This window comes from Tepidamorphus sp. 3E244 (assembly GCF_046159835.1).
Lineage (GTDB): Bacteria > Pseudomonadota > Alphaproteobacteria > Rhizobiales > Tepidamorphaceae > JACKJK01.
Map to the genome: position 1 here is coordinate 872,501 of NZ_JBJXCY010000002.1, position 15,119 is coordinate 887,619.

15 protein-coding genes (1 of these 15 cut by a window edge) are annotated in these 15,119 nt (G+C 65.2%); 3 read left to right on the forward strand and 12 right to left on the reverse strand.

What is annotated here, in order from left to right; translation table 11 throughout:
* On the forward strand, positions 1–567 hold the 3' end of the coding sequence (locus ACKTEK_RS12910) for a M23 family metallopeptidase (protein WP_409165704.1). The gene continues 1,377 nt to the left of window position 1, outside the view; the window shows 567 of its 1,944 coding nt (coding positions 1,378–1,944); its start codon lies beyond the left edge, outside the window; it ends in the stop codon at positions 565–567.
* Positions 568–622: 55 nt separating this feature from the next.
* Here the strand turns inward: ACKTEK_RS12910 and ACKTEK_RS12915 are convergent, their stop codons facing one another.
* From ACKTEK_RS12915 to ACKTEK_RS12950, 8 genes are all read right to left on the reverse strand, one after another.
* Positions 623–1,261 (reverse strand): TIGR02466 family protein, encoded by a 639-nt coding sequence (locus ACKTEK_RS12915; RefSeq protein WP_409165705.1) that lies wholly within the window; start codon positions 1,259–1,261, stop codon positions 623–625.
* 19 nt (positions 1,262–1,280) lie between these two features.
* On the reverse strand, positions 1,281–1,658 hold the full coding sequence (locus ACKTEK_RS12920) for an MmcQ/YjbR family DNA-binding protein (RefSeq protein WP_409166155.1): 378 nt from the start codon (positions 1,656–1,658) through the stop codon (positions 1,281–1,283).
* 47 nt (positions 1,659–1,705) lie between these two features.
* Positions 1,706–4,312 carry an ATP-dependent chaperone ClpB gene (clpB, locus tag ACKTEK_RS12925; RefSeq protein WP_409165706.1) on the reverse strand — a complete coding sequence of 869 codons (2,607 nt, stop codon included), beginning with the start codon at positions 4,310–4,312 and terminating at the stop codon, positions 1,706–1,708.
* 215 nt (positions 4,313–4,527) lie between these two features.
* Complete coding sequence (locus ACKTEK_RS12930) at positions 4,528–5,211, reverse strand: DUF4167 domain-containing protein (RefSeq protein ID WP_409165707.1); 684 nt, start codon at positions 5,209–5,211, stop codon at positions 4,528–4,530.
* Positions 5,212–5,688: 477 nt separating this feature from the next.
* Positions 5,689–6,561 carry a peptide chain release factor N(5)-glutamine methyltransferase gene (gene prmC / locus ACKTEK_RS12935; protein ID WP_409165708.1) on the reverse strand — a complete coding sequence of 291 codons (873 nt, stop codon included), beginning with the start codon at positions 6,559–6,561 and terminating at the stop codon, positions 5,689–5,691.
* The gene (gene prfA, locus ACKTEK_RS12940) at positions 6,558–7,646 is read right to left on the reverse strand and encodes a peptide chain release factor 1 (protein WP_409165709.1); all 1,089 of its coding nucleotides are present in this window, start codon (positions 7,644–7,646) and stop codon (positions 6,558–6,560) included. Before prfA ends, prmC begins: the two co-directional genes overlap by 4 nt.
* A 42-nt stretch (positions 7,647–7,688) precedes the next feature.
* Complete coding sequence (gene ptsP / locus ACKTEK_RS12945) at positions 7,689–9,959, reverse strand: phosphoenolpyruvate--protein phosphotransferase (protein ID WP_409165710.1); 2,271 nt, start codon at positions 9,957–9,959, stop codon at positions 7,689–7,691.
* Positions 9,960–10,051: 92 nt separating this feature from the next.
* Positions 10,052–11,305: an aspartate kinase gene (locus ACKTEK_RS12950; protein WP_409165711.1), complete on the reverse strand. Its 1,254-nt coding sequence runs from the start codon at positions 11,303–11,305 to the stop codon at positions 10,052–10,054.
* Positions 11,306–11,442: 137 nt separating this feature from the next.
* Between ACKTEK_RS12950 and ubiG the strand changes: the two genes are divergently transcribed.
* Together ubiG and ACKTEK_RS12960 are read left to right on the forward strand one after the other, a co-directional pair.
* Positions 11,443–12,216 (forward strand): bifunctional 2-polyprenyl-6-hydroxyphenol methylase/3-demethylubiquinol 3-O-methyltransferase UbiG, encoded by a 774-nt coding sequence (gene ubiG / locus ACKTEK_RS12955; protein WP_409165712.1) that lies wholly within the window; start codon positions 11,443–11,445, stop codon positions 12,214–12,216.
* Positions 12,213–12,629 (forward strand): HIT domain-containing protein, encoded by a 417-nt coding sequence (locus ACKTEK_RS12960; protein WP_409165713.1) that lies wholly within the window; start codon positions 12,213–12,215, stop codon positions 12,627–12,629. Before ubiG ends, ACKTEK_RS12960 begins: the two co-directional genes overlap by 4 nt.
* A 24-nt stretch (positions 12,630–12,653) precedes the next feature.
* Here ACKTEK_RS12960 and ACKTEK_RS12965 read toward each other — a convergent pair whose 3' ends face one another.
* The 4 genes from ACKTEK_RS12965 to ACKTEK_RS12980 are packed head-to-tail and all read right to left on the reverse strand — an operon-like array spanning position 12,654 to position 15,084.
* Positions 12,654–13,142, reverse strand: coding sequence for a DUF1178 family protein (locus tag ACKTEK_RS12965; protein WP_409165714.1), 489 nt, complete (start codon positions 13,140–13,142; stop codon positions 12,654–12,656).
* Positions 13,139–13,990 carry a carbon-nitrogen hydrolase family protein gene (locus ACKTEK_RS12970; protein ID WP_409165715.1) on the reverse strand — a complete coding sequence of 284 codons (852 nt, stop codon included), beginning with the start codon at positions 13,988–13,990 and terminating at the stop codon, positions 13,139–13,141. The genes ACKTEK_RS12965 and ACKTEK_RS12970 overlap by 4 nt, the downstream gene beginning before the upstream one ends.
* Before the next feature lie 14 nt (positions 13,991–14,004).
* Positions 14,005–14,262: a glutaredoxin 3 gene (gene grxC / locus ACKTEK_RS12975; RefSeq protein ID WP_409165716.1), complete on the reverse strand. Its 258-nt coding sequence runs from the start codon at positions 14,260–14,262 to the stop codon at positions 14,005–14,007.
* A 54-nt stretch (positions 14,263–14,316) separates the two neighbouring features.
* Positions 14,317–15,084: a ComF family protein gene (locus tag ACKTEK_RS12980; protein ID WP_409165717.1), complete on the reverse strand. Its 768-nt coding sequence runs from the start codon at positions 15,082–15,084 to the stop codon at positions 14,317–14,319.
* Positions 15,085–15,119: the final 35 nt, after the last annotated feature.

Here is a 15,119-nt window from a genome sequence, read left to right on the forward strand (position 1 = left end):
TTCCGCACGCCCGATGACGGCATCGTCGACTATTACGATTCAGAAGGCCGCAGCGCGAAGAAGTTCCTGATGCGCAAGCCGATGCGCACCGGCCAGTTCCGCTCCGGCTTTGGCATGCGCCGCCATCCGATTCTCGGCTACAAGCGCATGCACAAGGGCGTTGACTGGGCCGCACCGCGCGGCACGCCGCTGATGGCCGCCGGCAACGGCACGGTCGTGGAAGCCGGCTGGAAGTCCGGTTACGGGCGCTGGATCAAGATCCAGTACGCCAACGGCTACGCCTCGGGCTACGCCCACCAGCAGAAATTTGCCCCCGGCATTGCCAAGGGTGTGCGCGTCACGCAGGGCCAGGTCATCGGCTACGTGGGCACCACCGGCTTGTCGACCGGCCCGCACCTTCACTACGAGATGACGGTGAACGGTCGCCACGTGGACCCGATGCGTATCCGCCTGCCGCGTGGTCGCACGCTGGATGGACCGATTCTCTCCGCCTTCGACCGTGAGCGTTCGCGCATCGACGCGCTGATGGCCAAGCCCCCGGTTTCCACCCGCCTCGCCGCAAACTGATCGCGGGCCATGCGCGGGGGTCTGAACCGGTCAACGCTTCTAGGCCGGGCTGGTGTCAGGGCAGATAGGTGTCGCGCCACTTCAGCACGACGTTGAACGAGACCGAAATTCGCTTGTCGTCGGACAGGTTCGGATGCACCAGGTGGTGCACGAAGGCCGGCCAGAGCAGCAGCATGCCGGGCCTGGGCAGCAGCCGGTATTCCGGGTCCACCTGCCCGTCTCCCTTGATGGAGAGCATGTTCGCCTGCGGGCGCGGATCGTAGAAGCTGATCGCACCGGGATTGAGGTCGGAACGCGTGTGCAGGTCGCGCGGCCGCTCCGGCACCTGCACGTAATAGGTCCCGCTCAGCCAGGAATGCGGGTGATTGTGCAGGTTGTGGTAGTCGCCGAACCGGTTGACGTTCGGCCAAGCCTGGACCGAATAATCCAGCTCGTAGTCGATGCCGGATTCTTTCGCGTAGTCGCGTATGGCCCGGTCTGTGCACTGCTTGAGCCAGTTCGCCGCCGGGTGCTCGTGTTTGAAGAAGTTGCCAGCGAGGTAGTCGGTCGTGAGATCGCTGGCCTTGTCGTCCATCTCCTCGATGAGCTCGATAAGGGCTGCGTTCGCGCCCTCCGCGCCGGGCAGTTGCACCTGCATGAAGGTCGTCGGCCACATCTGCCGGAATGCAGGCTGGCCGGCCTGTTGGTCGCTCATCTCTCAAGCCCCGGGTTTGTCACGAATCGATTGCCTCAAGTCCAAGCGCCGCGCGCGCCTTCTTCGTCAGCCCCGCGGCAACCAGCCGGTGGCTTTCCTCGAGATAGCGGCAGAGATCGGAATCGCTCATTTCGGTGTCGGCCGTGCGCTGGATCCATTTCATCCCGCGCGAGGCGAGATAGGGCGCGGGGCGCAGGCCGTCCTGTTCCTTCAGGATGTCATAGGCCAGCGGCGACACCTTGAAGGTGACGAAGGGCGCGGCGCCACCCGACTGGGCCGTGCTGGCGATGGCGAACACCTTGCCGCCCACCTTCCAGACATGCGACCCGCCCCACTGCACGACCGTGGTCGTGGCGCGGAGCGAGGCGCAATAGTTGTTGTAGGCATCGAGCGTCATCATGGCGGGGGCATGCTTTCACACCCCCGCACAGATGGCGAGATGGTTCACGCTGCGCGCTCGGCCTTCATGTCCGAACCGAGCACGAGCTCGCCGTCCTTGACGGTCGCGACCACGTGGGCGCCGTCGTGGATTTCACCCTTCAGGATCAGCTCGGCGAGCGGGTCCTGAACCTGCTTCTGGATCACGCGTTTCAACGGGCGTGCGCCGTAGGCGGGCTCATAGCCCTTGTCGGCAAGCCATGCGCGCGCTTCCGCATCCAGCGTCAGCGTGATCTTGCGATCCGCCAGCAGACGCTCGAGCCGCTGCATCTGGATATCGACGATCGCGCCCATCTGCTCCTTCTTGAGCCGGTGGAAGAGGATAATCTCGTCCAGTCGGTTCAGGAACTCGGGCCGGAAGTGCGCCCGCACCACCGTCATCACCTGCTCGCTCACCGCGTCCGAATCGGACCCGTCCGGCTGGTTCACCAGGAACTCCGAACCGAGGTTGGAGGTCATGATGATGAGCGTGTTGCGGAAATCGACAGTGCGGCCCTGCCCGTCCGTCAGACGGCCATCGTCCAGCACCTGCAGCAGCACGTTGAACACGTCGCCGTGCGCCTTCTCGATCTCGTCGAACAGGATCACCTGGTAGGGCCTGCGCCGGACGGCTTCCGTCAGCACGCCGCCTTCCTCGTAGCCGACATAGCCGGGAGGCGCGCCGATCAGCCGGGCCACGGAGTGCTTCTCCATGAACTCCGACATGTCGATTCGCACCATCGCGGTGTCGTCATCGAAGAGGAACGAGGCCAGCGCCTTGGTCAGCTCCGTCTTGCCGACGCCCGTGGGGCCGAGGAACATGAACGAGCCCATGGGCCGGTTCGGATCCTGCAGGCCCGCGCGCGCACGCCGCACGGCGGTGGAGACGGCCTTCACCGCTTCTTCCTGGCCAACCACACGCGAGGCAATCACCTCTTCCATGCGCAGCAGCTTGTCGCGCTCGCCTTCAAGCATCTTGTCGACAGGGATTCCCGTCCAGCGGGACACCACCTGCGCGATGTTGTCAGGCGTCACCGTCTCGGCTGCCATGCTGCCGGCATTCGCGGCATCGCTGGCGTCGTCCATTTCCTTCAGCTTGCGCTCAAGTTCGGGAATCTTGCCATAGGCCAGTTCGCCGGCACGGGCGAGGTCGCCCGCACGCTGCAGCTTCTCCAGCTCGATGCGCGCCTGGTCGAGTTCGGTCTTCAGCGACTGCGACTGGTTGAGCTTTTCCTTCTCGCCCTGCCAGCGCGCGGTCATCTCGGCCGATTCGTCTTCCAGTTCGGCAATCTCGCCCTCCAGCTTTTCGAGCCGGTCCTTGGAAGCCGTGTCGCTTTCCTTCTTCAGCGCCTCGCGTTCAATCTTGCGCTGGATCAGCTTGCGGTCGATCTCGTCGAGGGCCTCGGGCTTGGAATCCACCTGCATCCGCAACCGCGATGCGGCCTCGTCCATAAGGTCGATGGCCTTGTCGGGCAGGAAGCGGTCGGTGATGTAGCGATTGGAGAGCGTTGCCGCCGCGACCAGCGCGCTGTCGGCGACCCGCACACCGTGGTGCAGCTCGTACTTCTCCTTCAGCCCGCGCAGGATCGACACGGTGTCCTCCACCGTCGGCTCCGACACGAAGACCGGCTGGAAGCGCCGCGCCAACGCAGCGTCCTTTTCGACGTGCTTGCGGTACTCATCCAGCGTGGTCGCACCGACGCAGTGCAGCTCGCCGCGTGCGAGCGCCGGCTTCAGCAGGTTCGACGCATCCATCGCGCCATCGCTCTTGCCCGCGCCAACCAGCGTGTGCATCTCGTCGATGAACAGGATGATCTTGCCGTCGGCGGCATCGACCTCCTGCAGCACGGCCTTCAGCCGCTCCTCGAACTCGCCGCGATATTTCGCGCCCGCGATCAGCGAACCCATGTCGAGCGACATCAGTTGCTTGTCACGCAGGCTCTCGGGCACATCACCGTTGATGATGCGCAGCGCGAGGCCTTCGACGATGGCCGTCTTGCCGACGCCCGGCTCGCCGATGAGGACGGGATTATTCTTGGTGCGCCGCGACAGCACCTGAATCGTCCTGCGGATTTCCTCGTCACGCCCGATGACCGGATCGAGACGGCCCTGCCGGGCTTCCTCGGTCAGGTCCTGCGCATATTTCTTCAGCGCGTCATAGCCGCTCTCGGCAGACGCGGTGTCGGCGGTACGGCCCTTGCGCACCTCGTTGATGGCGTCGTTCAACCCCTGTGCGGTGATGCCGGCCTGCGACATCATGCGCGAGGTTTCTGCCTGCTTTTCGATGGCAAGCGCCAGCAGCAGCCGTTCGGCCGTGACGAAGCTGTCGCCCGACTTCTTGGCAGCCTGCTCGGCGGTATCGAAGACGCGGGCGATCTGCGGTGAAAGGTAAAGCTGGCCGTTGCCGCCCTGCACCTTCGCCTGCTTGGCAAGCGCCATCTCGACGGCCTGCAGGATGTCGGCGGAGCGGCCACCGGCGCGCTCGATCAGGCGCGCGGCAAGGCCTTCCTCGTCGTCGAGCAGGACCTTGAGAAGGTGCTCGGGAAGAAACTGCTGGTGGTTCTCGCGCAGCGCCAGTCCCTGTGCGGACTGCACGAATCCACGCGCGCGTTCCGTGTAGTTCTCGAAATTCATGTCATGCCTCCATATGGCGCGGATCGCCTGGGCCTTCTTTGCGAAGCGCCGCCCGGACCGCCCGAGTCTGACCGGCATGTTGCCCGGTCATGACTCCATATAGGTGTGGCATCTGGGCAACAAAAGAGGTGGGGCCCAAAAAGCGAAGGCCCGCCCCGGTCGCACCGGGACGGGCCTTGTTTTCTCGTTTCGCATCGCCGCTTTGGCGACATGCGTCAAGCGTTGTCGGCGGTTACCGGTTCGCCGGAGCCTTCGCCCTTTGCAGCGGAGCCCTCGCCCTTCTCTTCGGCGGCAGCAGCCTGCTCGGCCTTGGTGGGGCGGCGGCGGCGGCGCGGCTTGGCCGGCTGCTCGTCTTCGCCTTCGCCGTTGTCCTTGGCTTCAGCAGGTGCATCGTCGCCGGAAGGCGTGCGGGCCGCGTTGCGCAGGAAGGCCGGCAGACCCATGTCCTCGCCGCCCTGATCGTCGTCGGCATTGCCGTTGGCGTTCTTGGCACCGTTTCCGGACCCATTCTTCTGGGCTTCGGCGGGCTGCTTGTCCTGCTGGTCGGAATTGTCATCGCGACGGTTGTTGCGATTCTCGTTCCGGTTCTCGTTGCGGTTGTCACCACGACTGTCGTTGTCGCGGCGGCTCTGCTGCTCGGCGTTCTGCTCGGCCTGTACCTGTTGCTGTGCCTGTGCAGCCGCAATGATGCGGAGGTAGTGCTCGGCGTGCTGGAGATAGTTCTCCGCGTTGATCCGGTCGCCGGCCGACTGCGCGTCGCGCGCCAGCTGCTGGTACTTTTCCGCGACATGCGCAGCCGTGCCGCGCACCTTCACGTCAGGACCATTGCTGTCGTAGCTGCGCGTCAGCGGGTTCGGCTGCTTGCGGTTGTTACCGCCACCGCCGCCACGACCGCGCATTCTCTTGTTCTGTCCTCTCATTGCGTCACTCTTCATCGTTACACGAAAGTTCCGGACATGACCGGTCGCGTGCCTGCCCCGCGGGCAGGGCGGCACCGAAGGCCGCAAGCTGTTACCGGTTTCACGTTCGATCGTTCCCCTTGAGGTTCGCGACAAGCGAACCTTGCTCGGCAGCAGCATTCCCCCGCTGGCTGCCGGGCGTTCGGACTACCTGGACAATTTACCTGTGGCCGCCTGGCGGCATGCCCCGAACGCACGGGTGCGGCGGCAATCTGCCCGTATTGCAAAACTTGGCAAAAGGCTGCGTCCTGCAACCTGATCGACCAAGATGTGTCTGTGAATGTCCGTGCCCATGACGGGCGAACCGGGAATTGCGGAAGCTGCCGTATTGGCGCTCACCGCTCCATGTCCTGAACATTATCTGCTTCGTTCACCTATTCCAAGCGGTTTCTTGGCAGCTGTGCGAACTGGTTATCCTTAAGTCAATTCGCGCCGGGCGAGGCTGACGCGCTCGTGCCCGGCCATGTCATTGCGGCCTTCGATGCCCGTCAGGCCGGCGGCGCGAAGCAGGTCCGCAACCTCCGCATGCTGGCCGGTTCCCGTCTCCAGGACGAGCCAGCCGCCGGGTTTCAGCTTCGCGGCAGCCTGCGGGATCAGCTGCCGATAGGCCTCGTATCCGTCCTCGCCTCCATCCAGCGCGCGTTGCGGATCATGGTCCCGGACTTCGGGTTCCAGATCGGCGATGTCACCGGTTCGAATGTATGGCGGGTTTGATGCGATCAGGTCGAACGGTCCAATGATGCCGTCGAGCCAACTGGTTGCCGCGAACTGCGCGCGGCCTGTCATGTTCAAAAGCCTTGCATTGGCTTGCGCCCGAATTGTGGCGGCCTCGCTGATATCGGTGCCCACGCCCTGCGCCTCGGGCATCGCGGCCAGCAACGAAAGAAGTATGCAGCCCGACCCGGTGCCGAGATCGGCGATGCGGCACGCGCCCCGCTCACCAACCAGTTGCAGCGCCGTCTCGACCAGCAGTTCCGTTTCCGGGCGCGGCACCAGCGTGTCGGCATCGAGCGCGAAGGTGAAATCGCGAAAGCGCCACTCGCCGAAGATGCGCGCCAGTGGTTCGCGCTTCGCCCGCCTGTCGGTCATGCGGGCAATTTCGGCAAGTGCGTCGACGCCGACCGCCCGACCCGGATCGCGCAGCAGGTCTTCGCGCGTCAGGCCGCAGACCCGCATGACGATGAGCCGCGCGTCGAGACCCGCAGTATCTATGCCGCTTTCGTTGAGGCTCGCCGTTACCTGCCGCACGAGCCGGCCCACATCCATGCCGCTCGTGGCAGGCCCCGTCATGCGGTGAGGATTTCCGGTGCGGCTTCCGCTTCCGCCAGCCGCTGCGCCTGATCCTCGGAGATCAGCGCCTCGACGACTTCCTCCAGCGCTTCACCGGCGAGAATGGTTTCCAGCTTGTAGAGCGTCAGGTTGATGCGGTGGTCCGTCACGCGCCCCTGCGGGAAGTTGTAGGTACGGATGCGTTCGGAGCGGTCGCCGGTTCCGATCTGGCTCTTGCGCGCCTGGGACCGCGCGCTGTCCTGCCGCTCGCGCTCCATCTCGAAGAGACGCGCCTTCAGCACCTTCATCGCCTGTGCGCGGTTCTGATGCTGCGACTTCTCCGACGAGGTGACGACGATCCCGGTCGGGATGTGCGTGATGCGAACCGCGGAGTCCGTCGTGTTGACGTGCTGGCCGCCCGCACCCGACGCGCGCATCGTGTCGATGCGGATGTCCTCGGCCTTCACCTCGATATCGACGTTCTCGGCCTGCGGCAGCACCGCGACGGTCGCAGCCGACGTGTGAATGCGCCCGCCACCTTCGGTTTCAGGCACGCGCTGCACGCGGTGGACGCCGGATTCGAATTTCAGCTTCGCGTAGGGGCCCTGCCCCGACACGTCGAGGATGATTTCCTTGTAGCCGCCAAGCCCGGTTTCACTGGCCGACAAAACCGAGACCGTCCAGCCCCGCGTTTCCGCGTAGCGCTGGTACATGCGGGCAAGATCCCCGGCAAACAGCGCGGCCTCGTCGCCGCCGGTACCGGCGCGAATTTCCACGATGGCGCTGTTGTCGTCGGCATCGTCGCGCGGCAGCAACAGCACCTTCAGGTCCTGGTCCAGCTGTTCCAGCTTCTCGTCGAGTTCTTCCTGCTCCACCTCGGCCAATTCGCGCATCTCCGCGTCCGATCCCGGCTCGGCGAGAATCTGATCCAGCCCTTCGCGTTCCTCGATGGTTTCGGCCCGAGCGCGGATCACGCGCACCAGCGGTTCCAGCTTGGCGCGCTCACGCGACAGCCGGACGATTTCCTCCGAGTCGGACGTCGTGGACAGACCCGCTTCCAGGTCCTCGAATTTCTTGACGATGGCGTGGAGATGCTCGTCGCGCATGGATGATCCTGCACAGGGTGGGTGGAGCCGAATTTACGCTTGCTAGATGTCGAGGTCGACCTGGTTGTCGCGGGCAAAGCCGATCATCGCCTTGCGCAGGTCCTTGGGCGGATTGTCGAGCGCCTCTTCAAGGAACGCGCTGGCCTTCTCGAGATCGAGTGACAGCAGCATCGCCTTGACCGGGCCGACGGCCGCCGCCGCCATGGATATGGTGCGAAGCCCTGCGGCAGCAAGCGCCATCGCGGTGAGGGGATGGGAGGCAAGCTCGCCGCACAGGCTGAGCGGGATGCCGTTGCTCTCCGCCGCCTCGTTCACCGTCTTGATGATGCGCAGCATCGGCACCGACAACTGGTCGAAGCGCTGCGCCATGCGTGCGTTCTCGCGGTCAACCGCGTAGACGAACTGGAACAGGTCGTTGCTGCCGATGGACAGGAAATCCGCCTTGCTCGCCAGCTCGTCGATCTGCCAGATCAGCGCCGGCACCTCGACCATGACGCCAAGATCGATGGATGTCGGCAGCTTGCGGCCGAACTTGCGCAGCCGCTCGGTCTCTTCTTCCACGATGGCGCGCGCGGCGTCGAACTCCGCGACCTCCGTCACCATCGGGAACATGACCGAGAGCTTGCGGCCGGATGCCGCGCGCAGCAGCGCACGCATCTGCGCCTTGAGCAGCGCCGGCCTGTCGAGTGCGATACGGATCGCGCGCCAGCCGAGCGCCGGGTTCGGCTCCTCGTCCTGACGCAGGTAGGGCAGGATCTTGTCGCCGCCGATATCGAGGGCACGGAAGACGACCGGCTTGTCGCCGGCACTTTCCAGCACCGTGCGGTAGAAGGCCTCCTGCTCGCCGATGCGCGGGAATCTCGTCGCCAGCATGAACTGCAACTCGGTGCGGAACAGGCCGATGCCCGCCGCACCGGTTTCCTCCACGTGCGGCAGGTCGACGCCAAGCCCGGCATTCATCATCAAGGTCAGGTCGACGCCGTCCTTGGTGCGCGTCGGCACGTCGCGCAGCTCCTGGTAGCGCTCCTGCCGCTTGGCGCGCATCCGGACCTTGTCGACATAGGAATTCTCGACATCCGATGCCGGACGCACATGGACCTCCGCCGCGCCGCCATCGACGATGATCGCATCGCCGGTGCGCACCAGGTCGAGCACTCCGTCGACCTGCCCGACGCAGGGGATACCCAGCGCACGTGCCACGATGATGACATGGGCGGTGGGCGAGCCTTCCTCCAGCACCAGCCCGCGCAGGTTGGCGCGGTCGTAGTCCAGCAGTTCGGCAGGCCCCATGTTGCGCGCCACCACGATGGCCGATTGCGGCAATTGTCCGGAGCCCGCATGCCCGCTCCAGCCCACGAGTTCGCGCAGCAGGCGGTTTGCGAGATCGTCGAGATCGTGCAGCCGCTCGCGAACGTAAGGGTCGGTCTGGCGGATGAGCTGCGCGCGGCTGTCGTTCTGGACACGCTCGACCGCGGCTTCCGCCGTCAGGCCGGTGTTGATCGCCTCGCGGATGCGCCGCGCCCAGCCCCGGTCGCGGGCAAACATGCGGTAGCTTTCCAGCACGTCCACGTGGTCGCCGCCGCCATCGCGGATCGCCGGGTGCTGCATCAGCGTGTCGACGGAGCTTTTCAGTGATTCGAGCGCGGCATCGAGGCGTTCGAGCTCAGCGGAGGAATCCTCCGCAATCAGCTGCGTCACGCGCACGCGCGGCTCGTGCATGACGACATGCCCGAGCGCGATGCCGTCGGCAAACGAGCGCCCCATCAATTGCTGCGGGCGTTGCAGCGCCAGTTCCGTGCCCGGCCGCGCCAGCGTCTGCAATTCGCCGGACGCAATCATCTCCGCCAGCACGATGGCGATGGTCTGGAGGGCCTCGACCTCTTCTTCCGAATAGGTGCGCGGCGCCATGTTCTGCACGACGATGACGCCGAGCGTCTGCCCGCCGCGCAGGATCGGGACACCGAGGAAGGACTGGTAGATTTCTTCGCCCGTCTCCGGGAAGTAGGCGAAGGCCGGATGCGACTGGGCGTCGGGAAGGTTCAGCGCCTGGGCTTCACGCGCGATGACGCCGACGAGGCCCTGCCCAACCGTCATTGTAGTCTTGTGCACGGCCTCGCGGTTGAGGCCCTCGGTTGCGAACAGCTCCAGCGAGCTGTCGCCGCGCATCACGTAGACGGAGCAAACTTCCGCGACCATGTTCGCCGCGACAAGCACGACGATACGGTCCAGCCTTTCCTGCGCGGTGACCGGTTCGGCCATGGTCTCGCGCAGGCGGCGCAGCATAACTCGCGGTCCGCCGATCGAGCTCCGCATGTGCTCGAGCCTCTTTCCCGATGCGCAAAAGACGTCTCACGGCGTCCCGGACTATGAAGCCCGGTGCGAACGCCGCAGACCTCCGCATGGCATTATTGCGTGTCCAGCCCGTATAGCGAATGCAAAGTACGCACCGCAAGCTCGGTATAGGCGGCGTCGATCAGGACCGAAATCTTGATCTCGGAAGTCGTGATGGCGCGAATGTTGATGTTTCTCTGTGCCAGCGCGCGGAATGCATCGGATGCGACACCCGCGTGCGAGCGCATCCCGATGCCGATCACCGACACCTTCACCACGTCGCGCGCACCTTCGACATTGGCGTATTCGATCTCGCCGCGCTGCGCCTCGATGGTGGCTAGCGCCTTGTTGTAATCGGATTCCGGCACCGTGAACGTGATGTCCGTGGTACTGCTGTCCTCCGACACGTTCTGCACGATCATGTCGACATTGATGTTGGCATCCGCCAGCGGGCCGAAGACGGCCGCCGCCACGCCGGGCTTGTCCTGCACGCGGCGAAGCGTGATCTGCGCCTCGTCCTTGGAATAGGCGATGCCCGTCACCGTGTTCTTTTCCACGATCTCATCCTCGTCACAAATCAGGGTTCCGACAGGCTCGTTCGCCCCCACCAGCGCCGGCGATTCCGGGTCGTCGAAGGAGGATCGCACGAAGGTACGCACGCCGTGAACCATCGCCATTTCAACCGAGCGCACCTGCAGGACCTTGGCACCGAGCGACGCCATCTCCAGCATTTCCTCGTAGGCGACCTTTTCCAGCCGGCGCGCCTTGGCAACGATGCGCGGATCGGTCGTGTAGACCCCGTCCACGTCAGTATAGATGTCGCACCGGTCGGCATTCACCGCCGCCGCGATGGCCACCGCGCTCGTGTCCGAACCGCCGCGACCCAGCGTCGTGATGCGGTTGTCCGGGCCGATGCCCTGGAAGCCCGCGATGACCGCGACCTGACCGGAAGAGATCCGCTCGATCAGCAGCGGGCAGTCGATGGAATCGATGCGTGCCGCGCCGTGCGCGTCGTCTGTGCGCAGCGGGATCTGCCAGCCGCACCACGAGCGCGCATTGACGCCCATGGAATGCAGCGCGATCGCCAGAAGCCCCGACGTGACCTGCTCGCCGGACGCGACGATCTGGTCGTATTCGCGTGCGTCGTGCAGCGGCGACATGTCCCGGCAGAAGCCGACGAGCTTGTTGGTCTCGCCCGCCATGGCGGACACCACGACGGCGACCTCGTGGCCGGCATCCACCTCGCGCTTGACGTGCCGCGCGACATTGCGGATGCGGTCGAGATCGGCAACCGACGTGCCGCCGAATTTCAGGACGAGGCGTCCCATGCTGTAACTTCCCGAAAACCCGATAGAGGATTGCCCGCTTTTGCGCGGGACAAGGGCCACGGGATGGACGCCGCGCCGCGCGGCGCCTACTTAATCGCTTGCACGGTTCTGTGCAACAGGAGCACCGATTTCCGCCCATGACTGCAAACAACACAGCCAAGAGCACCGGCACCACCGGACAGACCACCGTCGACGACGCGGAGATCGCCCGGTTCTCCGCCCTCTCCCGCGAATGGTGGAACCCGGCGGGCAAGTTCAAGGTGCTGCACAAGTTCAATCCGGTGCGCCTGGCATACGTGCGCGACCATGTCTGTGCGCATTTCGACAGGGACCCGAACGCGGCGCGCCCGCTGGAGGGCTTGCGCATTCTCGATATCGGCTGCGGCGGCGGCCTGATCGCCGAACCCATCGCCCGCATGGGCGCGGAGGTTGTCGCGGCGGATGCCTCGCGCACCAATATCGAGGTCGCCAGGATCCACGCGGACGAAAGCGGCGTCCCGGTCGACTACCGCGAGACCACGGCCGAGGCGCTGGCCGAGGCCGGCGAGATGTTCGACGTGGTGCTGAACCTCGAAGTTGTCGAGCATGTCGCCGACGTGTCTCTTTTCATGCGGGCATGTTGCGACATGGTGAAGCCCGGCGGCCTGCAATTTGTCGCCACCATCAACCGCACCGCCAAGGCCTTCGCGCTCGCCATCGTCGGCGCGGAATACGTGCTGGGCTGGCTGCCGAAGGGCACCCACAGCTGGGACAAGTTCCTCACGCCGGAAGAACTCGACCGCGAGTTTACCGCAAACGGCATGCGCCGCATCGAGCAGACCGGCGTCTTCTACAACGTGCTGGCCGACGAATGGCGTCCCTCGCGTGACATGGACGTGAACTACATGCTGCTGGCGCAAAAGCCCGCATGACCTTCACTCTCGATCCGCGGCTGGAGGCCGACACGCATCCAGTCACCGAAATGAGCCTGTGCCGCGTGCTGCTATCGCGCGATGCGAACTACCCCTGGGCGATCCTCGTGCCGCAGGTGGACGGCGCCGCCGACCTCATCGACCTCGATACCGCCGACCGGGCCATGCTGGCGCTGGAAGTCGATGCCGTCTCGCGCGCGCTGAAGAGCCTCACGAACTGCGACAAGCTGAATGTAGCCGCACTCGGCAACATGGTGCGGCAGTTGCACATTCACGTCATCGCGCGGTTTGAAGGCGATGCCGCCTGGCCGGGGCCGGTCTGGGGCAAGGTCGAGGCGACGGATTATGCGGGGGATGAGGCGGAGTTGTTCGCGGCGAAACTCGCCGCCGCAGTCCGCAGCGAGATCACCTGACCGGAAACAAGCTGAATAGCGGCCCTAGTTCTTGTCTTCGGGAAGTTCGGGCAGCGGGAAGACTTCGATGCCTTCCTCCGCAAGCGCCTTGGTGTCTTCGCCGGAGGCCTCGCCGTAGATGCCCCGCTTCGGCGCTTCGCCATAATGGATCTTGCGCGCTTCTTCAGGGAACTGCGGACCGACATAGTCGGAATTGTCCATCACAGCCTTGCGCACCTTGCGCAACACGGCCTTGGCCTCATCCGGCAACTGCTGGACGGCAGCCGCCATCGTCGATGCCTGATCCGGAGAGTTGCCCGCTTTCTGGGTCTGTGCGCTGACAGGCTGCTTACCGCGACGCTCGGCATCGGTGCGTTTCACCGAGGGCGCCATCAGTGACTTTTCGACATCAGACGTCCCGCAGGTCGAGCATTGCACGAGACCGCGCTCGAGCTGTTCGTCAAACGATGCGGAGCCGGAAAACCAGCCCTCGAATTCATGGCCCTTCGTGCAGCGCAGGCTGTAGCGGATCATGATGCCTTTTTCGCAGCCTCCCCGGCGCGTTCGACGGTGATCTGCCGGTCATGGGTGAGCGCGGGAATGCGCGAGCGCGCCTCGTCGACCAGCGCGGTATCGATCTCCGCTGCAATGACGCCCGGCTCGGTCCCGGCTTCCGCCAGCACCTTGCCCCACGGGTCGATAATGATCGAATGGCCGAACGTGTCGCGGCCGTTCTCGTGGTGGCCGCCCTGCGCGGCGGACGCGACGAAGCAGCCCGTCTCGATGGCCCGGGCGCGCTGCAGCACGTTCCAGTGCGCCTCGCCCGTCTGCTTGGTGAAGGCGGCCGGCACGCTCAGCATCGAGGCGCCCGCATGGGCGAGCGTGCGATAGAGATAGGCAAAGCGCAGGTCGTAGCAGACGCTCAGGCCGAGCGTCAGCCACGGCAGGTCGACCGTCACGGCCTTGGTCCCGGCGCGGTAATTCTTGGATTCCCGGTACGTCTCGCCGCTCGGCAGGTCCACGTCGAACATGTGGATCTTGTCATAGCGCGCAGCGATCTCGCCATCAGGGGTGAGCACGAAGGCGCGGTTGGCCGCGCTGCTCTCGCCGGTGCGGATGGCGAGCGAGCCGACATGCAGCCAGATGCCGAGTTCATCGGCCAGCGCCCGGAAGCGCTTCAGCGCCGGGTCCTCGGCTTCCTCGACGATGGTTGAGAACAGAATCTTCGAGCTGAGTTCCATGATCGACGTCTGCTCCGGCGTCTGGACGTAGTCCGCGCCATCGCCCGCCGCCTGCCGGATGAAATGCTCCGCCTGGTCGATATTGGCGGTCACGTCGCGCCCGGCGCAAAGCTGCACGCAGGCTGCCTGAAACTTGCTCATGTCTTTCGCCCTCCTCAGCTTGCCAGCAGCGGCTCGAGTTCGCCGCGCTCGTCCAGCGCGAACAGATCATCGCATCCGCCGACATGCGTGTCGCCAACGAAGATCTGCGGCGTCGAATTCTTGCCCCCGGCGCGCTCGCGCATGGCGGCGCGCTTCTCCGGATCGTAGGTCACATCGATCTCGGTCAGGTTCGCGCCCTTGGAGGTGAGCAGCCGCTTGGCCGCCGTGCAGTAGCCGCACAGGGCCTGCGTGTAGATCGTCACGTCTGTCATTGTCGTCCTGCTGTTGGAATGCGTGTTCGGTCTGACGCTTATATATGGGCGCCCCTAGAACTCGTCCAACACGCGCGCGAAGACGGCGATGTTCACCTCATCCGCGCCGAAGCGCTTCAGCGCGCGCGCCGCAGCCGTCACCGTCGCACCTGTCGTGAAGACATCATCCACGAGCAGCACGCGCCTGCCGGCGATCTCATGGCGCAGGTGCTCCGGCACCGTGAAGGCCCCGGTGACGTTCAGCGCGCGCTCCGATGCCTTCAGCCCGACCTGCTGCTTCGTGGCCCTGGAGCGTTTCAGCACCGTGGCGAGGTGCGGCAGCCCGGTCTGCTTGGAAATCGCGCGCGACAGTTCCGCCGACTGGTTGAAGCGCCGCGAAATCAGTCGCCGCCAGTGCAGCGGTACCGGCATCACAACGTCGGAATTGTCGATGCAGTCCGCGCTGGCACGCACCATCAGCTGCGCCATCATCGTCGCTGTCTCCAGCCGGTCATTGTATTTCAGCGCCGTCACCAGCCGCCGCGCGGTGGCGTCGTAGTCGCAGGCCCCGCGCAGCCGGGCGAAGGGCGGCGGCGCGGCTATGGCTGCGGCGCTCAGCGTCCCGGCGGGCACGCCCGGTTCAAGCGGCGTGCCCATCACCGGGCAGACAGGCGGCTCGATGAAGGTCAGCCCCCGCCAGCATGCGGCGCAAACGCCCCCATGGGTGGTGACGAGATCGCCGCAGCCCATGCACAGCGGCGGCAGCACCATGTCGAGCGCTTTCGTGCTCCACACGGCGCCCCATTGCCGCAATCGTCCGATGGCCGAGACCTGCTCGCTCACGCACTGTCCTTTGGGGCTGTTCGCACATGCTGCGA

What these genes read in the sequence shown, in the direction of transcription:
- ACKTEK_RS12915 (WP_409165705.1), bottom strand. Translation starts at nt 1,261, where the DNA reads ATGAGCGACCAACAGGCCGGCCAGCCTGCATTCCGGCAGATGTGGCCG.
- ACKTEK_RS12920 (WP_409166155.1), bottom strand. Translation starts at nt 1,658, where the DNA reads ATGACGCTCGATGCCTACAACAACTATTGCGCCTCGCTCCGCGCCACG.
- clpB (WP_409165706.1), bottom strand. Translation starts at nt 4,312, where the DNA reads ATGAATTTCGAGAACTACACGGAACGCGCGCGTGGATTCGTGCAGTCC.
- ACKTEK_RS12930 (WP_409165707.1), bottom strand. Translation starts at nt 5,211, where the DNA reads ATGCGCGGTCGTGGCGGCGGTGGCGGTAACAACCGCAAGCAGCCGAAC.
- prmC (WP_409165708.1), bottom strand. Translation starts at nt 6,561, where the DNA reads ATGACGGGGCCTGCCACGAGCGGCATGGATGTGGGCCGGCTCGTGCGG.
- prfA (WP_409165709.1), bottom strand. Translation starts at nt 7,646, where the DNA reads ATGCGCGACGAGCATCTCCACGCCATCGTCAAGAAATTCGAGGACCTG.
- ptsP (WP_409165710.1), bottom strand. Translation starts at nt 9,959, where the DNA reads ATGCGGAGCTCGATCGGCGGACCGCGAGTTATGCTGCGCCGCCTGCGC.
- ACKTEK_RS12950 (WP_409165711.1), bottom strand. Translation starts at nt 11,305, where the DNA reads ATGGGACGCCTCGTCCTGAAATTCGGCGGCACGTCGGTTGCCGATCTC.
- ubiG (WP_409165712.1), top strand. Translation starts at nt 11,443, where the DNA reads ATGACTGCAAACAACACAGCCAAGAGCACCGGCACCACCGGACAGACC.
- ACKTEK_RS12960 (WP_409165713.1), top strand. Translation starts at nt 12,213, where the DNA reads ATGACCTTCACTCTCGATCCGCGGCTGGAGGCCGACACGCATCCAGTC.
- ACKTEK_RS12965 (WP_409165714.1), bottom strand. Translation starts at nt 13,142, where the DNA reads ATGATCCGCTACAGCCTGCGCTGCACGAAGGGCCATGAATTCGAGGGC.
- ACKTEK_RS12970 (WP_409165715.1), bottom strand. Translation starts at nt 13,990, where the DNA reads ATGAGCAAGTTTCAGGCAGCCTGCGTGCAGCTTTGCGCCGGGCGCGAC.
- grxC (WP_409165716.1), bottom strand. Translation starts at nt 14,262, where the DNA reads ATGACAGACGTGACGATCTACACGCAGGCCCTGTGCGGCTACTGCACG.